22 protein-coding genes are annotated in these 24,680 nt (G+C 42.3%); 13 read left to right on the forward strand and 9 right to left on the reverse strand.

The genetic code is table 11. The features are described 5' to 3' along the window. The first annotated feature begins 6 nt into the window (after positions 1 to 6). The 7 genes from ACH3Z1_RS04995 to ACH3Z1_RS05025 all read left to right on the forward strand — a co-directional run bounded on the left by ACH3Z1_RS04995 (position 7) and on the right by ACH3Z1_RS05025 (position 9,995). Complete coding sequence (locus ACH3Z1_RS04995) at positions 7 to 1,422, forward strand: RagB/SusD family nutrient uptake outer membrane protein (protein WP_490820762.1); 1,416 nt, start codon at positions 7 to 9, stop codon at positions 1,420 to 1,422. A 563-nt stretch (positions 1,423 to 1,985) separates the two neighbouring features. Next, positions 1,986 to 2,447 (forward strand): LytR/AlgR family response regulator transcription factor, encoded by a 462-nt coding sequence (locus tag ACH3Z1_RS05000; protein ID WP_490820763.1) that lies wholly within the window; start codon positions 1,986 to 1,988, stop codon positions 2,445 to 2,447. Between the two features lie 136 nt (positions 2,448 to 2,583). After that, a complete protein-coding gene (locus ACH3Z1_RS05005; protein ID WP_490820764.1) occupies positions 2,584 to 3,423 on the forward strand; it encodes a class I SAM-dependent methyltransferase in 840 nt (279 codons plus the stop codon). A gap of 117 nt (positions 3,424 to 3,540) precedes the next feature. Continuing rightward, entirely contained in the window at positions 3,541 to 4,497 is a 957-nt protein-coding gene (locus ACH3Z1_RS05010) for a 3-keto-disaccharide hydrolase (protein WP_490820765.1), read from the forward strand. Positions 4,498 to 4,943: 446 nt separating this feature from the next. Beyond that, complete coding sequence (locus ACH3Z1_RS05015; protein WP_490820766.1) at positions 4,944 to 6,251, forward strand: sugar porter family MFS transporter; 1,308 nt, start codon at positions 4,944 to 4,946, stop codon at positions 6,249 to 6,251. Between the two features lie 54 nt (positions 6,252 to 6,305). After that, entirely contained in the window at positions 6,306 to 8,747 is a 2,442-nt protein-coding gene (locus ACH3Z1_RS05020; protein ID WP_490820767.1) for a TonB-dependent receptor, read from the forward strand. Positions 8,748 to 8,912: 165 nt separating this feature from the next. Continuing rightward, on the forward strand, positions 8,913 to 9,995 hold the full coding sequence (locus tag ACH3Z1_RS05025) for a serine hydrolase domain-containing protein (RefSeq protein ID WP_490820768.1): 1,083 nt from the start codon (positions 8,913 to 8,915) through the stop codon (positions 9,993 to 9,995). Here the strand turns inward: ACH3Z1_RS05025 and ACH3Z1_RS05030 are convergent. The 8 genes from ACH3Z1_RS05030 to ACH3Z1_RS05065 all read right to left on the reverse strand — a co-directional run bounded on the left by ACH3Z1_RS05030 (position 9,992) and on the right by ACH3Z1_RS05065 (position 15,245). Beyond that, complete coding sequence (locus ACH3Z1_RS05030) at positions 9,992 to 10,969, reverse strand: ABC transporter ATP-binding protein (protein ID WP_490820769.1); 978 nt, start codon at positions 10,967 to 10,969, stop codon at positions 9,992 to 9,994. The two genes, ACH3Z1_RS05025 and ACH3Z1_RS05030, sit on opposite strands and share 4 nt — an antisense overlap. Before the next feature lie 84 nt (positions 10,970 to 11,053). Continuing rightward, positions 11,054 to 12,013, reverse strand: a complete 960-nt coding sequence (locus tag ACH3Z1_RS05035) for an L-threonylcarbamoyladenylate synthase (protein ID WP_490820770.1) — start codon at positions 12,011 to 12,013, stop codon at positions 11,054 to 11,056. A gap of 166 nt (positions 12,014 to 12,179) precedes the next feature. After that, complete coding sequence (locus ACH3Z1_RS05040) at positions 12,180 to 12,470, reverse strand: isoamylase early set domain-containing protein (protein WP_490820771.1); 291 nt, start codon at positions 12,468 to 12,470, stop codon at positions 12,180 to 12,182. Between the two features lie 145 nt (positions 12,471 to 12,615). Next, entirely contained in the window at positions 12,616 to 12,882 is a 267-nt protein-coding gene (locus tag ACH3Z1_RS05045; protein WP_490820772.1) for a hypothetical protein, read from the reverse strand. A gap of 47 nt (positions 12,883 to 12,929) precedes the next feature. Then, on the reverse strand, positions 12,930 to 13,541 hold the full coding sequence (locus tag ACH3Z1_RS05050; protein WP_490820773.1) for a hypothetical protein: 612 nt from the start codon (positions 13,539 to 13,541) through the stop codon (positions 12,930 to 12,932). Positions 13,542 to 13,544: 3 nt separating this feature from the next. Continuing rightward, positions 13,545 to 14,024 carry an RNA polymerase sigma factor gene (locus tag ACH3Z1_RS05055; protein ID WP_490820774.1) on the reverse strand — a complete coding sequence of 160 codons (480 nt, stop codon included), beginning with the start codon at positions 14,022 to 14,024 and terminating at the stop codon, positions 13,545 to 13,547. Positions 14,025 to 14,238: 214 nt separating this feature from the next. Then, positions 14,239 to 14,895, reverse strand: a complete 657-nt coding sequence (locus ACH3Z1_RS05060) for a response regulator (protein WP_295201049.1) — start codon at positions 14,893 to 14,895, stop codon at positions 14,239 to 14,241. Between the two features lie 119 nt (positions 14,896 to 15,014). Beyond that, complete coding sequence (locus ACH3Z1_RS05065) at positions 15,015 to 15,245, reverse strand: helix-turn-helix domain-containing protein (protein ID WP_295201052.1); 231 nt, start codon at positions 15,243 to 15,245, stop codon at positions 15,015 to 15,017. 92 nt (positions 15,246 to 15,337) lie between these two features. Between ACH3Z1_RS05065 and ACH3Z1_RS05070 the strand changes: the two genes are divergently transcribed. The 6 genes from ACH3Z1_RS05070 to ACH3Z1_RS05095 all read left to right on the forward strand — a co-directional run bounded on the left by ACH3Z1_RS05070 (position 15,338) and on the right by ACH3Z1_RS05095 (position 21,920). Then, positions 15,338 to 15,517 carry a hypothetical protein gene (locus ACH3Z1_RS05070; RefSeq protein ID WP_490820775.1) on the forward strand — a complete coding sequence of 60 codons (180 nt, stop codon included), beginning with the start codon at positions 15,338 to 15,340 and terminating at the stop codon, positions 15,515 to 15,517. Positions 15,518 to 15,577: 60 nt separating this feature from the next. Further along, entirely contained in the window at positions 15,578 to 17,932 is a 2,355-nt protein-coding gene (locus tag ACH3Z1_RS05075; RefSeq protein WP_490820776.1) for an ATP-dependent helicase, read from the forward strand. A 237-nt stretch (positions 17,933 to 18,169) separates the two neighbouring features. Then, on the forward strand, positions 18,170 to 19,003 hold the full coding sequence (locus tag ACH3Z1_RS05080; RefSeq protein ID WP_490820777.1) for a hypothetical protein: 834 nt from the start codon (positions 18,170 to 18,172) through the stop codon (positions 19,001 to 19,003). A 122-nt stretch (positions 19,004 to 19,125) separates the two neighbouring features. Then, entirely contained in the window at positions 19,126 to 19,572 is a 447-nt protein-coding gene (locus ACH3Z1_RS05085; protein WP_490820778.1) for a hypothetical protein, read from the forward strand. Positions 19,573 to 19,660: 88 nt separating this feature from the next. After that, positions 19,661 to 20,758, forward strand: coding sequence for a magnesium/cobalt transporter CorA (corA, locus tag ACH3Z1_RS05090; RefSeq protein WP_490820779.1), 1,098 nt, complete (start codon positions 19,661 to 19,663; stop codon positions 20,756 to 20,758). 79 nt (positions 20,759 to 20,837) lie between these two features. Continuing rightward, positions 20,838 to 21,920 carry a porin gene (locus ACH3Z1_RS05095; protein WP_490820780.1) on the forward strand — a complete coding sequence of 361 codons (1,083 nt, stop codon included), beginning with the start codon at positions 20,838 to 20,840 and terminating at the stop codon, positions 21,918 to 21,920. A gap of 81 nt (positions 21,921 to 22,001) precedes the next feature. Here ACH3Z1_RS05095 and ACH3Z1_RS05100 read toward each other — a convergent pair whose 3' ends face one another. Further along, a complete protein-coding gene (locus ACH3Z1_RS05100) occupies positions 22,002 to 23,399 on the reverse strand; it encodes an MATE family efflux transporter (protein WP_490820781.1) in 1,398 nt (465 codons plus the stop codon). Positions 23,400 to 24,680: the final 1,281 nt, after the last annotated feature.

Genomic DNA, 24,680 nt, shown 5'->3' on the forward strand with positions numbered 1-24,680 from the left:
AGAAGCATGAAAAAATTCATATTCACGATAGCAACCATAGCCACACTGGCAGGTTGTAAAAAAAGCGAACTCGATCTGGGTCCATTCGACCAGATTGAAACCGGAAAAGCATTTACTACACAGGCCGATGTAACACTGGCGGTAAATGGTATGTATGCCGGATTAAGAGGTGTTTACGCCAACTCTACCTGGAATATCATGGCCGATGCATTGGCCGATAACCTGGTGTTGAGTACATCGGGCCGACAGACCCTTACCAATTTCAGCGAATGGCGTTATAATGGTAATACAACGATTACATTTCTTACCAACGCGTATGGTGTAATCAGAAGAGCAAATGCCATTCTGGAAAACATCGATAAGTTTCCTGCAGGTGCGTTTAAAGACAATGCAAAAGCAGAAGCATTGGCCGTAAGAGCCTGGCAGTATTTTGATATTGCACGTTACCATGCTAAAACTTATGTGAATGCCGCCAATACCGATTCGGTAGCACCATATGTAACCAGTACTGCGTCTGATATTATGCCCAGCAAAGAGCCGGTAAGACAGTTCTATGATAAAATTGCTGCTGACCTGGTTGCCGCAGAACCGATGATCGCTGTAAACAACGGAGCGGGCAGAATAAGCAGGGCCGCTGTTCAGGGTTTGCTTTCACGTCTGTATCTCTACATGGGTGATTATGCAAAAACCATTACATCGGCAAATGCTGCACTGGGTACCACACCTGTTTTACCTGCGCTCGCAGATGTGGCCAGGGTATGGAGAGATGAAACAACCAATGGTGTTTTATTCAAAGTATTAAACACTACGTTGGATAATATCAATACACCGGGTGTAAACTATTACCAGATTACTTCAGGCAATATTCGTTCAGAATATGTAGTAGAATACAACCTGCGTCAGGCATTTACACCTACCGATGTAAGGTCTGCAGCTTATATTACTACCAGCCCGTACAATGGCGTACAACAAAATCATGTGATCAAATATGCCGGACGTACCGGCGGTATACTGGGTGTGCTCGATATTAAATTATTACGCACAGCAGAAGTATTACTGAACAGGGCCGAAGCCTATTTACGCAGTGGTAATGCCACTGCAGCATTGGCCGACCTTAACCTGTTGCGTTCACAGCGTTATACAGATTATCAACCACTGGTTGGATTAACCAATGACCAGGTGCTGACAGAAATATTGAGACAACGCAGACTGGAGCTGGCATTTGAAGGAGATCGTTTCTTTGATCTGAAAAGATTGAACCTGCCCATCAACCGCGATGGTACAAGGGGCGATCGTGCCGATGGAACAGGAACAACTTACCTGTTCCTGAATATGGCAAATACCGATCACCGTTTTCAATTGCCTTATCCAAGTGCGGAAACAAATTTCAATACCAACTTTAAACAGAACCCGGGTTATTAAATAACGGGTTGGTGGAATAGATACACAAAATTTTAAGCTGCAAGCCACAAGCTTCAAGCTACAAGAAATCATTCTCCTTGTAGCTTGAAGCTTGTGGCTTGCAGCTTTTTTGTCAATCAATACCTTGTTTGTAACCGCATTGTCATATATGTAAAAATGGTACAATTTATAAACGGCATAATACCTAAACAAACGGAACCATTCTCTATGAAAATAGTAGGAATTTTATAGGAGAGAACAACAGAGAGATTTCGATAACTGTGAGTAAAGAATTGGATGCAGGATACAAAATCAATGCAGTGATGTAAGGAAGATGAAGGATGTGATGCTGTGTTTATCGAATGGTGAAAAGGACCAGATATTGAACTTGCTTATACTGCTTAATCATACAGCTTTTGTAACGGATCCTTTTTGTTGTAAACAAATCCGTTTCAGCTCAGCTACCTAAACTGCACCAGTTCTGTTCAACAACAGCTTTCCGTTTGTTTGTATAGACAATGGCGGCTACTGTTATAAAGAACAAAGAGGAATGCTTTTATACAAAACTGTAAAATTCGGACAAGATGAAAGGAGCTTATTTATCGGTTGTACCCGGCGAAATGTACGGGTCAGTAGAAAGAGATATGTTTAGTGCTTATGCCATGCCTTATGCACAGATGTCGGCCACACAACCAGAACCCAAAAGAACACGTGTCATTGTTCGTTTGGGAACAGAATACTTTGTGTTACCTGCTTTACAGGTAATGATGTTTTATACAGTCAATAAAATTGTATTCTGCATCACCAACACAGGAAAGAAATATGTAGTAGAAGGAACCAACCTCAACCAGTTGATGGAAGAACTACCCCCGCAATTATTTTTTCGTGCCAACAGACAGGTCATCATCAACATACATTTTATACAGTCTTTTAAACCCATCGGTAACGGCCGCATTCAGATCAATATGCAGCTCGATATTTTTCAACCCATACAGGTAAGCCAGGAAAATGCATCGGAGTTCAGACGTTGGGTAGGGCAGTTGTAACGGAAGAAGGGGAAATAAGGAATAAGAAATATGAAATAAGAAACAGAGAAAGTACAAGCAAACACTTTCTCATTCCTTATTTCATATTTCTTATTTCTCTGTTCTTCTCTTTATCTTGGGCCTCAAAACCGGGGGTTTGGAAAAGCAAAAGCACCAACAATTTTTTACACACCAGTACCCGTTGTGGTTATTGAAGCACCCCCGGTGGATACATTTTGTTTATACGCTTAATTACCTGCTGCAACTCAGAAAATGGCATATTACAGCAAGACTCAACAAGCTGCTCTCTTCAACCCACACACCCTTTTATTTACTGGATGCGGGATCGGGTGAGGGGCAGTTCCTTTTTCCTTATGCAAACAAATACCGCAGATCTCATTTCAAAGGCATCGACCGCGAGAAAGCCAATATTGGTTTTTGTAACAGGTATATAGAAGACCGGGGCTTTACACATGTTTCTTTTGAAGAGATGGAAATGGAACAACTCCAGGAAAAAGATGTGTATGATATTGTTTTATGTATTTCAGTATTACCCTATAGTAAAAACGACCGGCAGGCATTAAGCTGTTTATACCATGCTATGAAAACCGGAGCCGAACTCTTACTCTATGTGCCGGTGAATAACAGCATCATACTCCCCTTTTACAAAAAAATAGTACAGCGATATGATAACTATGAAACCATTCAGCAAAACCAACGGGTGTATACCAGTTCAGGCGTGAAAAGTCTTTTAGAGGAGTGTAATTTTACAGTCGTTGAAACAAAAAACACCTATGGATTCTTTGGGAAACTAAGTAATGAACTGCTTAATAGTCACCTTATTCTTTTTAATGCTTATACCCTCCCCTTGAAAATGGTATTATCCCTATCACTGCTGGTCTTCTACCCGCTCATTCTAATCTGTATGCTGTTAGATTATGTTATACCCGTTCGCTCCGGTAACGGCTTAATGATATTGGCCAGGAAGGGATTGTAACAGAGAAATAAGGAATGAGAAAGTGAAGACAAGAGAATAACTACTTTGGACATTCCTTATTTCTTATTCCTCTGTTCTTCTGTTCTTTCTTTATCTTCATTATTCAAACTTGCACATATGAAACAAAGCATCACCCGATCATTATTGTTCGTATTTCTTGCTGCAGTACTGGTTACCATAACAGCATTCACCAACAAAAAAACAGCGGCAGCAGATCAGGATATTATTGGCCGCTGGGATCTTACCGTAAACATGGGCGACCGTATAGCGCCATCATGGCTTGAAGTTAAGCTATCGGGTATACAAACACTGGTTGGACAATTTGTAGCCGATGGCGGCAGTGCCCGACCTATTGCACAGGTAAAAGTGAAGGAAGGAAAAATTCATTTCTCTATACCCGCACAGTGGGAACGTACCGATAAAGAAATGGTATTTGAAGCCACGCTCGAAAACGATCAGTTAAAAGGAACCATTTATGCCAGCAATGGCAGAACCTATACGTTTACCGGTGAGCGCGCGCCACTGTTAAAAAGAACGACACCGGTAGGCTGGGGCAAACCCATTCACCTGCTGAACAAAACCAACCTCGATGGCTGGGTGGCACAGGGAAAAAATAACCAGTGGCAAAATATCAATGGTATTCTCACCAGTCCTAAATCGGGCAGCAACCTGATGACAGCAGAGAAGTTTACCGATTTTAAACTGCATGTAGAATTCCGCTATCCTGCCGGAAGCAATAGTGGTGTGTACCTGCGTGGCCGCTATGAAGTACAGGTAGAAGACAATGCAGGAAAAGAACCATCTTCTACTTATTTCGGTGGCATCTATGGATTTCTTACCCCCAACGAAATGGCTGCTAAACCAGCAGGCGAATGGCAGAGTTTTGATATTACGCTGATCGGCAGAAGAGTAACCGTTGTGGCAAATGGTAAAGCCATTATTGTAGATCAGATAATACCAGGTATCACCGGAGGCGCCATCGACAGCAAAGAAGGAGAACCGGGCCCCATCTTATTACAGGGCGATCATGGACCGGTTGAATACAGAAATATCATCATCACACCGGCAAAATAAAATGACGTCATCTACTTTTCAGTATTCGTTATCTACTGAAAAGATGGCTTTATCGAACGAATTTTATCAGCCAATCCGATACTTCTATTTTCACCGTAATCAACGCCGGATGAAAAAAGAGATTCGGGAAGTCAGGGTGCGATAAAGAAAGTCCGGGGGGATTATTATCTATTTGCCCTTGAACCCCCCTGAATACAATCCAGACCCGCTTTTTATGAAGCGGGTCTTTTTGTTGGTGCGGAGTCCGGAAGTCCGAAAGATGATGAATTCTGTTTTAATCCCTCTGTGTAACTCTGTGCCTTACTCCTTTACCTCTGTGGTTAACCACGGAGTTTCACAGAGTAGGACACAGAGTTACACGGAGGGTGGCTTAGTAAATCAAACCTCTTCGGACTTTCGGACTTCCGGACTTTCCGACTTATATTTAAATACCCAACAATACTGCCATGAATAAGAAACTTGCCTTATGGTCCATCACCGTAGGTTTGGGTGGACTTTTATTTGGATTGGATGTAGCTGTTATTTCCGGAGCAGAACAAGCCATTCAAAGTTTATGGAACCTCAGCGACTGGATGCATGGAACGGCCATTGCGATGGCATTGTATGGAACTGTAGTGGGTGCAGCAATGGGCAATATTCCCGCCAATAAAATCGGCAGAAAGAAAACCTTATTCTGGATTGGCATTCTCTTTCTGATTACCTCTATCGGTGCAGCGCTCGCTGCAGATGTATATAGTTTTATGTTCTTTCGTTTTGTGAGTGGGTTGAGTATTGGCGCATCATCGGTAGTGGCACCTGTTTATATTTCAGAGATAGCACCACCCAAATACAGGGGACGAATGGTTATTTCATTTCAGTTGAATGTGGTAGCAGGTATATTGCTGGCTTATTTTTCCAATTATCTCTTACAGGGCACAGGTGGCGCAGAAGACTGGCGGTGGATGCTGGGTGTGGTGGCCATACCCTCTTTGTTGTTTTCTGTGTTAATGTTGTTTACACCCGAATCGCCACGTTGGTTGGTATTGTATAAAAATGATGCGGTGGCAGCGAAAAAGGTTTTATCACTCACGGGCGAAGCCACGGATGAAATGATTGATACCATTCGAAAATCTGTAACTGGTGTAAAAGAAAAACTATTCTCTAAAAAATTTGCAAGACCCTTGATGCTTGCTTTCCTGATTGCATTTTTTAACCAGCTATCTGGTATCAACGCCATTATCTATTTCGCACCAAAAGTATTTGAAATGGCAGGTATCGAAAGAAACGGTGCTTTGCTGTCGAGTGTTGGAATCGGTGCGGTGAATTTTATTTTCACCCTCACCGGCTGGTACCTGATTGACCGGTTTGGTAGAAAAGCATTGATGTACCTGGGATCTGTCGGGTATATTGTTTCGCTCTCCCTGATTGCATTCGCATTCAACAGCGGCAACAGTTCTATGATTGTTTATTATGTGTTCCTGTTTATTGCTGCACATGCTGTGGGTCAGGGTGCTGTGATCTGGGTGTTCTTATCGGAACTGTTTCCCAATGCGGTAAGGGCTAGCGGAACATCTTTTGGTTGTTTAACACACTGGGTTTTTGCAGCGCTGGTGGCACAGGTCTTTCCTTTCTTTGCAACCAACGTAGCCGGTACTTATATTTTTGGCTTTTTTGCGTTTATGATGGTGCTGCAACTCTTGTTTGTCTGGAAAATGATGCCCGAAACAAAAGGGGTAGCTTTGGAAGATATGGAACAGAATATTGTTTTACACTGATGTAGCGAACAAGAAGCTTGTTTTGTTGTTTATTACCACAGAAAAACAGGCAATATGTTCAACAGACTGATACAAACCTTTCTTTTTTCTTGTTCGCTGCTTATGCTGGCTAATGCGCAAACCAGTAAACAAGGGTCGCTCACAGGTACTATTCTCGACAAAAACTCGCAAAGACCTGTTACAGACGCAACTGTTTTGTTAAACCCATCGGCACAAACGGTTTTATCAGACTCGGCAGGCGTATTTCGTTTCAATGAAATTTTACCGGGAACCTATAATATTAGCATCAGTAGCCTGGGTTATAAAACAGTGCTGCTCAACAACCTGCTCGTCACCAATGGTAATATTAATGTGGTATCTGTTGAAATGGAACCCCTGAGTGCAGTTTTATCTGATGTAACGGTAACAGGCAGAAGAAATACCGCCCGTGCTGCCAGTATTGAAACACCATTGAGTGTGCAGCGAATGACCATTGAAGAAATCAAAAGAAATCCCGGTGGTAATTTTGATGTAAGCAAAGTAATACAATCGCTGCCAGGCGTAGGTGGTGGTGTGGGTGGCGGTGGTTTCAGAAATGATATCATCATCCGCGGCGGTGCACCCAATGAAAACGTGTATTATCTCGATGGAATAGAAATACCACTGATCAATCACTTCGGTACACAGGGCAGTGGCGGTGGCCCACAAGGTATTCTCAATGCTAATTTTATTGAAGAGGTAAAACTCAGCTCCAGTGCATTTGATGCGCGCTACGATAATGCACTGAGCAGTGTATTACAATTCAAACAGAAAACAGGAAATGATAAACGTACACAGGGTAATGTAATATTAAGCGCAACGGAGCTTGCCTTAACAGCAGATGGTCCGCTGAGTAATAAAACCACTTATCTGGCATCCGTAAGAAGAAGTTACCTGCAGCTATTGTTCCAGGCTATTGACCTGCCCATCAGACCCAATTACTGGGACCTGCAGTTTAAAACCACCACAAAAATTAATCCAACCACCACACTGAGTTTCTTAGGACTGGGTGCCATTGATGAATTTCGGTTTGCTGCACCCAAAAAAGCAACACCCGAAAAATTATATGTCATCAATAGTAACCCAAGTATCAACCAATGGAACTATACCATTGGTGCCAGTATAAAGAAGCTGACTGCAAAAGGATTCTGGAACCTGGCCCTGAGCAGGAATACACTGAATAATTCGGTGGAAAAATTTGAAGACAATGAAAATCCAACGCCTGCCACACAAACATTATTTACCGACAGCCGCGAAACAGAAAACAAATTGCGTTTTGATGTAACCAGCAATACTGGCGGATGGAAAATAAGTTATGGGGCTGTATTGCAGTATGTTGATTTCATGAACCGTTTTGAAAATCTCTATAGAAAAGAACTGCGCGATCAGAATGGTAATATTATACAACCCGAAGTGCGCATCAATGCCAACAGCAATATTGACTTTTTGCGGTACGGCGCTTTTTTGCAGGCAGGTAAAAAAATACTGAAAGACCGTGTTGCTTTCAGCGCAGGTATCAGGATGGATGCGAATACACTATCGAACAGTGAATCAAATCCATTGCAGCAATTGTCGCCACGGGTATCTGTGAGTTATGCGCTGGCACCCAAATGGAACATCAATGCCAGTTTAGGTTCTTATTATAAACTTCCTTCTTACACACAACTGGCTTTTATACGTTCAGGCATAAAAAATTCGGGCAACTATATTCAAAGCACACATTATACAGGGGGTATTGAATACCTGCCGTCCGGCAGCTTCCGTTTAACGGTAGAAGGTTTTTATAAAGCATACAGCAGCTATCCGGTGAGTGTTACCGAAGGCATCAGCCTGGCCAATAAAGGAACAGAGTTTGGCAGTATTGGTAATGAAGCCGTTGTTCAAAATGGAAAAGGGAGGGCTTATGGAATGGAAATTTTTATGCAAAAAAAATTAACCAAACGGTTTTTCGGCTTACTGAGTTATACCTTGTACAAATCTGAATTTACCAATAGCACGGGAAATTATTTACCGGCGGGTTGGGATAATGGTCAGCTCCTCAGCATAACCATGGGGTATAAATTACCACGCAACTGGGAGCTTGGTTTGAAATTCCGTTACCAGGGGTCGGCTCCGTTAACGCCTTTTGATCTGGCAGCTTCACAATTGAATTACCTGAGTCTTGGTACAGGGGTGTTGGATTATGCAAAGTACAATGCCAACCGACTGCCTTCGTTTCATGCCAGCGATATTCGTATCGAAAAAAAATGGAACTATAAAAAAACAACACTGAATCTCTTTATTGATATCACCAACTGGTATGGTGCTACTGTTAGCGGGATGCCACAATATACTTTTCAGCGAACGGCTGATAACAAAGCATTCCTCACCACCAATGGTCAACCCATTGCCGCCAATGGAAGCAATGCGATACCTTTGATTTTATCCAATGCAGAAGTGCAGGTAACACCAACATTCGGTTTAATTGTAGAATTCTAACGCTGTGTAAAGCCCCATTCTCCCCTTCTCCCTGCTAATTGCCTCCGTGCATTAGTTGACTAAAATTTTTCAAAACCTTTTTAACAAAGAGAAGGGGGAACGGGAGGAAAAACATATTTTAGTTAAACTACTTGAGGGAAATACCGTCAAATGGTTTTAATTCATATGAGAAACCTCCTGTTCATCATCGCGGGCGTACTTTGTATGTCATCCTGTAAAAAAGCAGTAACACCAGTTCCTGATACGAATACTGCTTCATTGTATTTTCCATCATCAACATCATCAAGCTGGGAAGCAGTAACGCCAGCCAGTCTTGGCTGGAATGAAGCGGGTTTGAATGATATGTACACCTACCTGCAACAGAAAGGCACCAAAGCCTTTATCATCCTCAAGAAAGGAAAAATTGTTGCTGAAAAATACTTCGGAACATTTACAGCAGACAGTAACTGGTATTGGGCATCTGCCGGTAAAACCATGACCGCTTTTTTAGTGGGTATAGCGCAGGAACAGGGAAAACTCAACATCAATCACAAAACATCGCAGTATCTCGGAACAGGATGGACCTCGCTGCCACTCGAAAAAGAAAACCTGATTACCATTAAACACCAGCTTAGCATGACATCGGGTTTGAATGATGGGGTTGTGGATGTAGATTGTACACTGCCCTCTTGTCTGCAGTACAAAGCAGATGCCGGTTCAAGATGGGCTTACCATAATGCGGCGTATACATTACTGGATAAAGTGGTGGAGAATGCCACCAACACAAGTTATAATACCTATTTCCAGCAAAAAATCAGGGATCGGATTGGTATGAATGGTTTATGGGTGAGGGTTGGTTATAATAATGTATACTTCAGCACAGCCAGAAGTATGGCTCGTTTTGGTTTGTTAATGTTGTCCAAAGGGAAATGGGATGAGATAACGGTACTGGCTGATACCAATTATATAAACACCCAGATTAACAGTACTCAAAGTCTGAACCCTTCTTATGGCTACCTTACCTGGCTCAATGGAAAAGGATTTTATATGTTGCCCACCGTACAGTTTTTGTTTACAGGCAACCTTGTTCCCAATGCACCGGCAGATACCTATGCAGCTTTGGGTAAAGACGATCAGAAAATTTATGTGGTTCCATCACAGCAGTTGGTCATCATCAGAATGGGCGAATCAGCTGGTCAGACACAGCTGGCAGTATCAAGTTTTGATAATGAACTGTGGGGGAAACTAAAAGCGGCGGCTGTATTTTAATTTTTAAAAGCTACCCAAACCAGGTCGCCTTTCTGTATACCTGGAATAGCTGTATGAATCATCAATGATTGTTCGCCATTGCTAACCGTTACCGACCAGTAAGCACCACAATACAGCACCTGTGTTACTACACAATCCACAGCGCTTTCATGTGAATCGGTAAGTACCAGCTGTTCAGGTCTGATGAATAAAAATGGTTGCTGGTTCTTCAATCCCCATTTTGTTTTGAAAGGATGATAGATGCCTTTTAAAATACTGTATGCTCCAAACAAGCCTGCTACATATTCATCGGCAGGTTGCTGGTAAATATGTTGAGGTGTATCGTGTTGAATCAGGTGGCCATTTCTGAACACCATGATTTCATCGGCCCAGCTCAGTGTATCAACAGGGTCGTGCGATACCATGATACAGGTTATTTTTAACTGGCTGCTGATAGCATGTAAAACGGCATTGATGTTTTTTTTCTGGGGAAGATCCAAATTCGAGAAAGGCTCATCCAGCAATAAAAGTTCGGGAACACCTACCAACAGTTTGGCCAATGCAATTCTTTGTCGTTCACCTCCTGAGAGCTCATCATTTTTTCTGTTCATCAGGTGTTCAACCTTACAAACATGGTATAACTGTGCAGCCGATTCGGGCGACAACAGGTTTTTGTAATTTAATAGTTCGTGAACTTTATAATTATTACGCAGTTCAAAATCCTGGGAGAGATAAGCAATGCCCGGATGGCCCGGTAACAAAGTAACAGGAGGGCTCCATACCCTTTTGTTTTTAAAGAAAATGCTGCCTGCATCGGGTGCAATATGTCCGGCAATCATGCGAAGCAATGTACTCTTACCCGATCCTGTTTCACCCACAATCGCCAGTTTTTTCCCGGACGATAATTGAAAGCTGGTAGGATGTACGATAAGATTGCCTGCTTCTGATTTACTCACCGCATCTACCTTCAATAAAATTTCTGTATGCTTATTCATGCTAGCTTGCTCCATGACCGGCGTGAAAGTAAATAAAAATCAGTGATACGGTCCCTTAAGTCTTGTTTCTTGTCTCTTGTTTGTTCAGGCATGCGTGGCCCGCTGTAAACGATCGTTGATGGATCTTCCCAAACCCTTATCCGGGAAACGTTCGGTAATAATGATATCGAGTTGTTGCTGATCGAGCCGGTGCATGGCTGCGTATAAATTGGATGCTGCTTCCTCAAGAGAACCGGATGGCGATAAAATTTCCTGGGCAACAATATGATCTGCTTTGCTGGAATGACTGAACAACAGGAGGCCTATTTTTTTACCTGCATGTTCTCTTACTGTTTTTTCAATATCATCACTGAGTATGGTGCTGGTGGAGGGTGCATAATGTCTTAACAGCATACCCGGCGCATCCGGTGTTTCTTCGTCGCGTATGTATTCCTGAACGGGGCCGGTAATTTCTTCAATGTCTTCAATGGCCAGTGAACCGTAGCGATATACAATAGCACCATCTTCATTAAAACCAATGATGGTAGATTCAATACCACTGCTGCAGGGTCCGCCATCGAGTATATAAGGAAATTCATCTTTAAAATAATTGGCCACATGTTCGGCGGTGGTTGGACTGATACTACCAAATGGATTGGCACTTGGTGCTGCCAAAGGAAAAGAAAGCTGCTCTAACAAAGACAAAGTAAGCGCGTGATTGGGTACACGAACCGCAACCGTTGGCTTACCCGCAGTGATGAGATCAGGAACCGTATCTTTTTTGGGTAACAATAATGTAAGAGGTCCCGGCCAGAACTTGTCGGCCAGTGCTTTTGCCATTGCAGGTATTTCTTTTGCCACATCACGCAGCGCATCTGCATTCGGCAGGTGCACGATCAGCGGATTGAATAAGGGTCTTTGTTTGATCCTGAAAATACTCCGAATAGCTTTCTCACTATAAATATTACCCGCCAGTCCATACACGGTTTCGGTAGGAATAGCGGCCACTTCTTCCTTAGAAAGACTATCGGCTACCAGCTTAATATCAGTGGTAATAAGGGACATTTTTAGCTACAAGCTTCAAGCAGCAAGCTACAAGTAATTTTATTAAGGTTCAAGGAATAAGCTGCAAGCTGCAAGCGTCAAGCTTCAAGAGATGCTGATATAATTATCTTACACCCAAACAACTTGTAGCTTGTAGCTTGCGGCTTGAAGCCTAACTCCCATGGTACTATAAACTAAGAACACTATTACTGCTTCCAAAACTATTTTCTACCTCTCCATCTGCTTCTGGTTCGTTGAGCCATTCAGACTGGTTGAGGAGATAACGGAATTCGTGTTGTGATGATTTGGGTAATTGTAATTCAGCGGTAAAACTGCCGTCTTTTTTCTTTTTCATAGGAACAGGGTTGCTCCAGTCGCCGTTTAATCCGAGGATGGAGGCAGTTTCAGTATTCTGTATATCGAGGTTGAATTTTACTTTACAGTAGTCTTTGGTTTTGTAGATGGTTTTCTGAATCATGGTTGGTTGTTTGCTTGCCCTTAATACCAGATGCTGGCAATGGTAACCCAACAGACCCTATTATATTATTAACAGTTGGAAATAGCTGGCGAGGACACTTGGGAAAAAATCAAGTATAAATAGCATAAACGCCAATAGCAAAACATCACCATGCTTTATAGGCAATAACCAGTGCCAGCGAGACCAGTGTGATAATTACGTGTACCACCAGCCATATTTTCTGATATAATGGCCTTTTCCCAAAAGGTATTTTTGCATCAAAAGGATCAAAAATGGGGGCAAGACCAAAAAATAAAAGCGCATTTCCGTAGTCTTTTCTCATGAGAAAGTAGATACCGGCTAACAGAAAAACACCATAAGCGACTCTTTGAAACCTGGTGTTTTGTGCATTTGTTTTTGCAGAAGTTTCCATCATTTCTTTTTTTAGTTAGTGGCCCTTCCTTGAAAAAAATTACGAGCTTATGTTTTTTCTTTCAGGTCGTCGATATTTCTTTTTAATGTCTCCAGGTGTCTGCCAAAAGCCCGATGGCTCATGTATTTGGCAAGATAATAAGCGCATGGAACAAGAACGGCGGTCACGATAAATAGTGCTATCCACATTACCGGCTTTGCCATAATCTCATCTACAGATTTACCTGCACCAATTGCGCCACCTAACATAAAGCCTCCTGCAGCACTGATGGGATAGATAAGGATACCTGTTTTTTGCTGCATTTTTATCCAATTGCTGATATTGGTGTAATGTCTTTCCATTTCTTCCAGCAAAGGACTCCCGGGAGAGCTGGTTTGAATGTTTCTGTATTCTTTTAATGTTACGTAAGCAGCCCAACCGGTAAACAGGAACAGAAAACCAATAATGAGCCTTGTTTGCCAGAAAGGAAAATAAATAATAACCAATAGGTAGCCGATGGCAATGAGCATGGCCCAGATACTATTGATCAGCATATTTTTTTTGATGGTAGCCAGAGGATTTTTTGATTGCAGACGCTCAATCACCAATGGTTTAAGCAATGCAGCCAGCGCTTCATCAGATTGCTCATCTATATCTTTCCAGGTTTTTTCTATGCTCATCTGTTATTGCTTTAAAAGATTAGCCAATTGTTGTTTGCATCTATGCAGTTTAACGGCCACATGATTTACGGTGATACCCAGCACATCTGCAATCTCAGCATTCTCATATCCATCGAGGTGCATGGAAACAATGGCACGATCGGTTTCGGAAAGAGAGCGGATGGCCCGTCGCAGCCTTTCTATTTCCTCTTTTTTATGATTGGTCGTATCAGTCACCAGGTGCTCAACCGGTTCAAGCGATTCGATATAATCAATACGGGTTACTTTTCTTTTCTGGGTAAGAATAGTGTTCAGACATATCCGGTATAGCCAGGTGCTGAACTTGGCATCTCCCCGGAATGAGGGCCAGGCTTTCCACGACTGTAATAATACTTCCTGGTAAAGGTCTTTACGTTCTTCTGCATCATTGGCATAGAGTCCAACGAGCTTATAAATAATGCCCTGGCTGTTTTTAACCGCTTCCAGAAATGCTGCTTCGCTCAAATGATGATGGTTTCCTGAAGGTTAGTTGCAATAGTAAGAGGGAAATTACAGAAAGGAGGGAAAAAGCTGCGAGCTACGAGCCGCTAGCTTCTAGCTTCTAGCTTCTAGCTTCTAGCTGATGCTCTTGGGGAGGCAAGTTCAACAATCTATGGTGAAATCCTCCATTTACGAGTATTAGCTAGCAGCTAGCGGCTCGAAGCTCGCAGCCTCCTCTTCACTCCCCCTTATACAACCCTTTCTCACAGGCATAAGCCACCAGGCCTGCGATACTTTTTACGCGCATTTTTTGCATGATACGGGTACGATGACCCTCAACCGTGCGCTGGCTGATGTATAAACTCCGGGCCACATCTTTACTGGTGCCGCCTTCACAGATGAGTTGTATGATGTCTTTCTCTCTTTCTGTAAATACCACTAGGTGGTTGCGGTAACCGGTATGGTATTTTTCAATAAGATCGGTTACCTGTCTGCTGCTTTCCTGGCAGAAGTAGGGTCGGTTTTCATACACCGCTTCAATGGCTTCGAGGATTTCTTTTTTTCCAACACCTTTGGTGAGATAGCCGATGGCACCTGCTTCCAGCATCTCCATGATATGGGTTTCGTGACTGAAAACCGAAAGGGCAATGATGCGTCTGGTTAACTGGCGCTTGCAAAGTTCTTTAACAGCCATCACCCCATCCATAACAGGCATGGATACATCTACCAGTATTACATCGGGTCTTAACTGATGTGCCAGGGTAAGTAGTTCAACCCCGTTGGAGGCTTCTCCGATAATCTGAAGGAAACGTACATCTTCCAGAATTTTTTTTAAACCCTTCCGGAAAATCACATGATCATCGGCAATCATGAGTTTAATTTTTTTGTATTCCATACAGGCTTTATTCATACCTGTGTGAAATAAGTAAAGCGCATCGTTTCTGCTAATGTGGAAAATACTCTATTTGAGGTGGTAAATACTCTTTTTTTAGCAGGCGCATCAGATTTTCCAGCTTATTTAAGCGACCGGAAAAGTGCAGCCTGTTCTTCGGCAGACAGTTCAAGCCCCTTGAAAATGGCTACCATGGTAGTAAGGGCAATATCTACTTTTCCCTTCTCAATACGTTGTAAATGACTGTATTCCATATCGCAATCAATAGCAAGCTGATGAATACTCAGCCCCCTTTCTTTCCTGACTTTCGTCAGATACCTGCCAAAACTTGCTTTTACGGAATCCTTGTCCATGCGGGAACAAGGTCATGTGAAACAGGAAAACGATTGGCGTATGAGCATATGCCGGTTGATTTTCTTCCTAATTTTAGTCTTGAATCATTTATATGTATAAACCCGTATCATCTTCCGGTATTGAACTGATCACCGTATCGCAGAAAGTACGGCACAAAATTCTGTATGCCCTGGCCCGGTCAGTAGCAATGGAACAACTGGCAAAGCGTAAAACCCGTCAACACGCAGAACAGAAAAAGAAAGCCGTTAAAAAAACAGTCATCGGGTCATAAATCGGCCCCAACTTATTCACGACCGCATCTCATACACGCTCAACTGATTAACTTGCGCCCATGCAAGAGTACCTGAATGGATTGAATGAACCCCAGCGCGAAGCAGTAACGCATATCAAGGGACCATTGATGATTGTGGCCGGCGCCGGCAGTGGCAAAACAAAAGTATTAACCACCCGCATTGCACACCTGATGAATAATGGGGTGGATGCTTTTAATATACTTGCCCTCACTTTTACCAATAAGGCCGCCGCTGAAATGAAAGAGCGTATTGAGCGGATACTCGGTAACGCAGAAGCACGTAATTTATACATCGGTACATTCCACAGTGTATTTGCCCGCATACTCAGGGCCGAAGCACACCGTATTGGTTATCCCAACAGCTTTACCATTTATGATACCGACGACAGCCGTTCGGTTATTAAAACCGTGGTGAACGAACTGAACCTCGACGATAAACACTATAAACCCAATGTAGTAGGCAACCGTATTTCATCAGCCAAAAATGCATTGGTGGGTCCGGCAGAATATGCTACTGACTATTATATACAGCAGGAAGATATGCGGGCCAATCGTCCGGCCATTGCACAGATCTATGCAGCTTATGCCAACCGTTGTTTTAAAAACGGTGCCATGGATTTTGATGACCTGCTCCTTAAAATGTATGAGCTGCTCAAAAATTTTCCTGAAGTATTACACAAGTACCAGCATAAGTTTAAATACATTCTGATTGATGAGTACCAGGATACCAACCCTGTTCAGTACCAGATTACCAAGCTGCTGGCAGCAGTACATGAAAATATTTGTGTGGTGGGCGATGATGCACAGAGTATCTACAGCTTCCGTGGTGCCACCATTGAAAATATTTTACAGTTCCAGAAAGATTATGATGATGTAAAAGTGGTGAAACTGGAACAGAATTACCGCAGCAGCCAGAACATTATTCATGTGGCCAATGAAGTCATTAAAAACAACAAAGGACAAATTCCTAAAAACCTCTGGACCGAAAACAAGGAAGGCGATAAGATTGTACTGGTTCGCACCATGACCGATAATGATGAAGGACGTTTTGTGGCCGACTGTATACAGGAACAAAAACTACGCTACCATTTTTACAATAAAAATTTTGCCATTCTCTACCGCACCAATGCGCAGAGCCGTTCATTTGAAGAGAGCCTGCGCAGAATGGGGATTGCTTACCGCATTTATGGTGGTGTGAGTTTCTACCAGCGTAAAGAAGTAAAAGATTTTCTGGCTTACCTGCGTGTAATTGCCAATACCAGGGATGAAGAAGCACTAAAGCGAATCATTAATTACCCTGTTCGCGGTATTGGTAAAACCACCATTGAAAAATGTGTGATTGCTGCCAATGAACAGAATATTTCGATGTATGAAGTGGTGTCGCGGGCTGCAGAATTTGGTTTCAAAGCGGGTACACTGGAAGCCCTGCAGAACTTTCATACCATGATCCGCTATTTCCAGAGTATGCTTACCAGCACCAATGCATACGATGTGGCGGTACAGGTAGGTAAACATACCAACCTGGTAAAAGAACTCTTTAACGATAAAACAACAGAAGGCCTTGCCCGTTACGAAAACATACAGGAATTGCTGAACTCCATCAAAGAGTGGACCGAAAGCCCCAGCAATGAAGATGGTGAACTGGGCGATAAATCGCTGGGCTCTTACCTGCAACAGATTACTTTATTGACCGATGCAGATGACGACAAAGGCGAACAGGATGCAGTAAAAATGATGACCATTCACGCTGCCAAGGGACTTGAATTTGAATGTGTGTTTGTGGGAGGAGTAGAAGAAACATTGTTCCCCAGTGGTATGTCGATCAATACCCGCGAAGAACTGGAAGAAGAACGTCGCTTATTTTATGTGGCAGTAACCAGGGCCAAGCAGAAATTATGGCTCACGTATGCCAATGCCCGTTATCGTTTTGGTCAGTTGGTACAGAATGACCCCAGTCGGTTTATCGAAGAAATGCCGGAACAGTATATCGATAAAACCTATGCAGGTGGCGGCGCCCGCAACAATGCGGGAAGCGATATGGGCAGTGCTTTTGAGCGTATGCAACGCGGATTTGGTTTTGGCGGAAGCAGTAATGCCGCCGCAGCCGAAAGAAAATATGGTCCGCCACCCAGCCGCAAATCATCGGCCAAACCAGAATACCTGCCGGTTCAACCCGTGGCGCCCAAAGTGGTAGCCCATGTGCCATCTGCCGATTTTGTGGCAAGTGATACCTCACAGTTACAGGCCGGACAAAAAGTAGAGCACCAGAAATTTGGTTTTGGCACCGTTACCAGTATAGAAGGATCGGCACACAACCCGGTGGCCACGATTCTGTTTGAGAAAAATGGAGAGAAAAAAATTATGCTGAATTATGCGAAACTGCGCATTGTATAAACAGACGAATGTTCAATATCCGAAATGAAATAAAAGTTTACTTCGAGATTAGATAAATATAGGTCAGCAACCCTGACTTTGATGAGGACCGCTAGATCGACTGAAAGCATATGTGTTGATTTAGTTCACCTTTAAAGTGATGGTTTCTGCCTCTTACAGTTACTTTTTTTATAATTTTAAACAGATTTTAAATGAAGGCAGAACTGCTTAGTTTCATTTAGTAATAGAACTGTTCTTATGAGAAATATTTTTTTTATTCTTACCCTTATAATGAGTTATCCTAAAATAACTTTCGCTCAGAGTAATTGTAGCTACCCTTATAATGGTGAATTTTGGATGTACTCTCGCAGTAGCGGCATTAATTCCAAATGCATAATAAGAGGAGATAGTAGTATTGAGTACAACCTCCTTACTGGAGATTCAAGTATTTTTAAAATCAAACGAATAAGTGATTGTTCTTTTTCGTTAAAATATGTTTCAGGAAATAATAAAATTTCTCAAAAAGAGTTGAAAATTTTAAAAGAACATGAGTTTGTCTACGAAATTATCAACTCGACAAGTGATTATTTAGTTTATAAAAGCTATATCGATCAAATTAACAAATTAAAATCGGAGTATCGACACTTAGATGTTGATACAATATGGTATAAGCAACAAGTAGGTAGACTCCCGTTTAAAGTATTTGAGGATGTAAAAGAAAAGCCAGCTTATTTAAAAAAACATTTCAACGACACAAGCTCATATGCTCTTCTTTATTTGTACAGATCACCTCGTTTTGTAGCAGGTGGTAATGAATACTATGTTTATGGCGACAATAGATTAGTGTATTGGGCGCTTAATAACTCTGCAACCGTATTAAAAGTTAGAAAAGAAGGAGATTTGGAACTGTATGCAAAATCTGGTAATACTGAAACTAAAATTGTTGTAAATATTAAGTTTGGTAAAAAATATTATGTGCAGTGTTTCATGCATCATAAAGTCATCCGCGTAGCGCCTGAATTAAAGTTAGTTCCTTCTGAGGTTGCAGCACTCGAATTCGATCAAATTGCTGCTTCGCAAACAAACAAATAAGGGTCTATCTCGAAGGAGATTCATAGAAAATTTTAAACAAAGTAAGTTAGAAAATATTGTGATGAATTTCTTGTGATCTTCATTTTCTTATTCATATTCCTTTGTTTATATAATATTAGCATATGAAAAAACCTTTGCCTCTCTTTATCCTGTTTTTCTTTTTGCTTGTCCAGTCTGCGTATGCACAAAAACCTTCTGTGCAAAAACTAAACAATACAAACCTCTCTTATGTGTTGAACAATATCAGGTCAACGCATAAAGCGGAGACAGCGGGGTTTGCTGTAACAGTATATGTGGTTTCCAATAAAAGTGGCAGCGCAAAACTGCCGGAGACAGATGAGGTGACGGATAATATTTATATCGCTGTTTCAGAATTTGATGAACAGCCCAAACAGTCTTTGTTTGTTTTAAAAAACCTCTATAGTCCATCAGGTTTCCAGCTTACTAAACAACCCGATCAAACGATTAAAATCTTCTTTTCATATCTGAAAGGAAAAGATAAAAAAACCTTTTCGGCCATTGTAAAACCGGATGCGGTTGTTACAGAAGACCGGGAAACAGCGGAATAGGGAATAAGAAACATAAAATTGGAAGGATAACAGTTTCTTATTCCTTATTTCTCTGTTTCTTATTCCCCTGTTTTTCTATCTTCACTCCATGACCGGCAGCAAATACCTCAAATACCTCAACCCATTAACGCTGTTCGATACCAAACGTACACGCGATATCTTTCATGTAAACCCTACGGTGATACCTGAAAGGGTAGAAGCCAGCGAGATAAAAGTGAAAGTGTATGATTATGATGCGACTGAATTTGTTGAAACACAACTGAACTGTATCCAGGACTGTTTTACTTATCGTGATAACAAACATATTTCCTGGATCAATGTAGACGGTATCCGTAAAGCCGATGTGGAATCGGTTTGTAACCATTTTGGTATTCACTACCTCATTGTAGAAGATATTATGAGTGTGAGCCAGCGACCCAAGATGGATGAAATGGATAATGTACTGTTCTGTCTGCTGAACATGTTGTATTTCAACGAACAGACAGGCGCAGTTGAAACGGAGCAGATCAGTATTGTGCTGGGGAAAGGTTTTGTTCTCTCCTTCCAGGAAGATGCGGGCAGGGATGTATTCAACCCTATTCGCGACAAGCTGAAACTAGCCGGTAGTAAACTCAGGGTGAGTGGTGCCGATTATCTTTGTTATGCCATGCTCGATATGATTGTAGATAATTACTACATCGTGATGGAAAAACTGGGCGACAGAATTGAACAACTGGAAGAGCGCATTATACGAGGCAGTAATACCCGCACACTGGCCGTCATCAACAGTCTTCGCAAAGAGCTGATTGTATTAAAGCGGAATGTGAACCCGGTAAGAGAACTCATCAACGGTTTTATACGCAGTGAAAGTGAATTACTGGAAGAAAGAACCACCAAGTATTTTAAAGATGTATACGATCATATTCTACAGGCCAATGACCATGTAGAGAACTATCGTGATATGATGATGAACTTACAGGATCTCTACCTGAGTAATGTAAACCTCAAGACCAATGAGGTCATGAAAGTAATGGCCATTGTAACCTGTCTGCTGGCACCCGCCACGGTAATAGGTGGCATCTTTGGCATGAACTTCGATCGTATTCCCTATCTCCATCATCAATACGGCTTCTTCATCGCTGTAGGCCTTATGCTGATAGTACCGGTGTGGATGCTGGTGCTGTTTAAAAGAAGAGGGTGGTTTTAGAACAGAAGAACAGAGAAATGTCGAATATCGAAATTCATGATTGGGTATTCAATATTCCCCTGTTTACTAAACCGTTGTTATGAAAAAAGCCGGTATGCTGCTCTTGATGGCAGTGATAGGTATGGTACAGGTTGGGGCACAGACAAATGAGTCTGGCAATGCGGTCAGGGTGAGCGGCTACCTGGAAACTTATTATGGTTACGACGGCGGAAGCAGCACAACAAACAACAGACCTTCTTTCCTGTATTCATTTAACAGAAGAAATGAATTTACCCTCAACCTTGCGATGCTGAAAACGGTTTATCAGGAAAATGGCATCAGAGCAAATCTTGCATTGGCTGCGGGAACATATATGAACAGTAATCTTGCCGCCGAACCCGGTGTTCTCAAAAACATATTTGAAGCCAACGCAGGAGTAAAACTTTCCACCCGTTCAAACCTGTGGATGGATGCTGGTATTTTCCCTTCACATATTGGTTTTGAAAGTGCTATTGGAAAAGATTGCTGGAACCTTACAAGAAGTATGCTGGCAGACAATTCACCCTATTATGAGTCGGGCATAAAACTTTCTTATACATCAACCAATGAAAAATGGTTCATCAGTGCTTTATTGCTCAATGGCTGGCAACGTATACAACGTGTGCCGGGTAACAATACCATTGGTATAGGCCACCAGCTAACCTATAAACCCGATAGCAGCATTACACTGAACAGTAGTTCATTTATTGGAAACGATAAACCCGACAGCATAAAGCAGATGCGTTATTTCCATAATTTGTATGGCATTTTTCAATTGAGTGAACTGTTCGCCTTAACAGCCGGATTAGATATAGGTGCAGAACAAAAAGCTAAAAACAGTAAAGAGTATCATTGCTGGTATTCACCGGTATTGATAGGTCGGTTACAACTCAGCACGAGGTCAAAACTTGCCGGAAGGGTAGAATACTATAGCGACAAAAATGGAGTGATTATTTCAACCGGCACAGCTAACGGATTTAAAACCTGGGGCTATTCTATCAATTACGATCTTTCTTTTCACAGGAATGCAGTGTGGCGGATAGAAGCAAGAAACCTTCGTTCAAAAGACAATATTTTTGAAACAGGTAATAGCCCTGTCAGGAATCGGTTTTTATTCACCACATCGCTTGCTGTTTCATTTTAAAAAAGAATGTCGAATACCCAATGTCAGGACCAGATCTCCTTTCGACATTGAATATTCGACATTGCTCTGTTCAATATTCTCCTAGACTTTCACCAGTTTCCACTTTCCTCTCTTGAACAAAATCACACTGGTAATGCTGATACAGGTTTCGGTCACTACAATGGCGATGAATACGCCGGTGGTACCAAAATCGAGCACATGTGAGAGCAAGAGTGCAAAGGGAATCTGGAAAATCCAGAACCAGAATAAATGTATCCAGGTGGGCGTGCGGCTGTCGCCGGCACCGTTAAAGGCATTGATCATAACCATACCCACACCATAGAAAATATAACCCAGGCTCACGATACGTAAGGCAGATGTGGCCGTACCACTCACCTTGGGGTCCTGTGTAATCAAACCCACAAAAAATTCAGCACCTACCACAAAGAGCACAGACACAAAAGCCATGAAAACAGCGTTGTACCGTGCTGTTTTCCAGACCGACTGTTCTGCACGATCGGGTTTTTGTGCGCCGAGGTTTTGTCCGACCAGTGTGGCTGCTGCATTACTCAAACCCCATGCGGGCATGAGGAAGAAGATGAGCAGTCGGATGGCGATGGTATAACCCGCTACTGCATCGCTGCCAAAACCGGTAACAATACGGGCCATCACAATCCAGCTGGCAGAGGCAATGATAAACTGCAGTGTACCTGTTGAGGCAATATTGGCAATGGATTTTAAGATGACTGCATTCGGAACAAAATGCGATTTCAGGATACGGATCATATTTTTTCCATTGAACAGATGGTATAACTGGTACAATACACCAATACCCCTGCCTGTGGTGGTGGCAATGGCCGCACCGGTTAAACCAAACTGGTTGATGAGTATGGGACAGAGAATGATATTACAGATATTGGCGAGCCATAAACTTTTCATGGCCATGGCTGCATCACCTGCACCGCGGAAGATACCGTTGATGAGGAACAGCAACATGATGACCAGGTTACCGATGAGCATGATACGTGTATAGTTGGTACCCATTTTTATTACACCCTCACCGGCGCCCATGAGTTGCAACACATCACCGGCAAAGAAAATACCTACGATGCTGATGAGTACGGAAACACCAAAACCCAGTAACAGGGCCTGTGCTCCGGCATGTGCGGCTTCATCGGGATTTTTCTCACCCACCCTTCGGGCCACCATGGCTGTGGCTGCCATACTCAAACCGATGGCGATGGAATAGATAAGGGTAAGAAAGGATTCGGTAAGACCTACCGTAGCGGCGGCATCGGCGCCGAGTTTGCTCACAAAGAAAATGTCTACCACGGCAAACACCGATTCCATGCACATTTCAAGTATCATAGGAATGGCCAGCATGAAAACGGCTTTACGGATACTGCCTTGTGTAAAATCCTGGTGCTCGCTGTTCAATGCTTCGCGGAAATAACTGAAGAAGCCCTTTTTGGGCGTATTGGTTGGTTGAAAATTCGTCATTGTTGGAATAAATTAAATAGAAAATGATTACGCCAAAGGCGTAAGTAATAAGGGTTGCGAAGAAAATTGGGTAGCAGAAAGATGTTTGCGTACCCTGCTTAGTTGTTCATAAAACCAGTATTGGTGGACATATCCCCAGGCCATCATCTCGCCTGAGGCGGAACAAAAATATCTTTTTTACCCGCATACCAACTGAAAAAAAGTGGATGAGCGGCGAAAAGAAGGGGTATAGAAAACAGGCGTGGTTTACAAATCATTGTAAACCAACAAGTAATGTACAAGCTCCATTATACAAACAGTATTTGTTTGTCGGCAGCAGCTTTATCAGGTCGCGGCGGGCTGGTGTTGACAGATTCTTTAGGTATGGATGAGGGTTAACTTATGGTTGGGTTCATTTTTTTTACCTGTTTAAAAACGATAGAAGCTATATATAAAACAGATATAAAAGCGTTCTCTAAAGGGGTGGCTTATATCAGGCTTGTATCCGGCTTATATCCGGCTTATATCTGGTTTAAACAGGACTTACAAAACAAGGTAAACTGAATGGATACCCTGCCAGGTACGGAGGGGCGTTGAGGCTGTAATTGTTGGATATAGAGGGCGAAAGGGTTGTAACGGGAGGTATAAAAAAATAGTCATGTTCAAATCGGCATCTGATTTTCAATGATATCGGATAATGGCTATATTGAACCTGCTTAATAATTAACCCGATAGTTGGTTCACCTAAACCAAACCCTGAGCAAATGCCCCGACCGCAGCGTCGGGGTTTTGTATGCTTAAAATAATTGCAGCGTGTGGCATACCATGGGCTGTCTTTTAACGTATATATAATCTGAGAGGGTTCAACAGTTAAATGATTGAATATCAAAATTATATATCTTTAAATCAAAGTTCAATATCCCCCCGATGAGCTGTTTGAGGAAGATCATATCCAATATTGACGGGCCTGTGCGTGGAGTGCGGGGGGGGAGGGTATTTCACAAACCTGTTTTATTCTATTTACTTCTATTTGTTTTTATTCCTGCAATTACTTTAGCCCAGTTAACCGGAGGAACAATATCTACAACAAAGTGCCAAGTTTGGGATGCGGCTCATACAATTCTTCAATCTTCTGCTATATCTGGTGAAAATCAATTAGAGTCAATTAATTATAGTTGGGAGAGATCTCAAGATATTACATTTACTAGTGGTGTTGTAAACCTTCCACAAACAACGCTTGGAATAACAGATAATTCTGATTTAACCGGAACTTGGTATTACAGAAGAAGGGTTGATAATGAT

The organism is Sediminibacterium sp. FW305-C-49 (genome assembly GCF_058231085.1).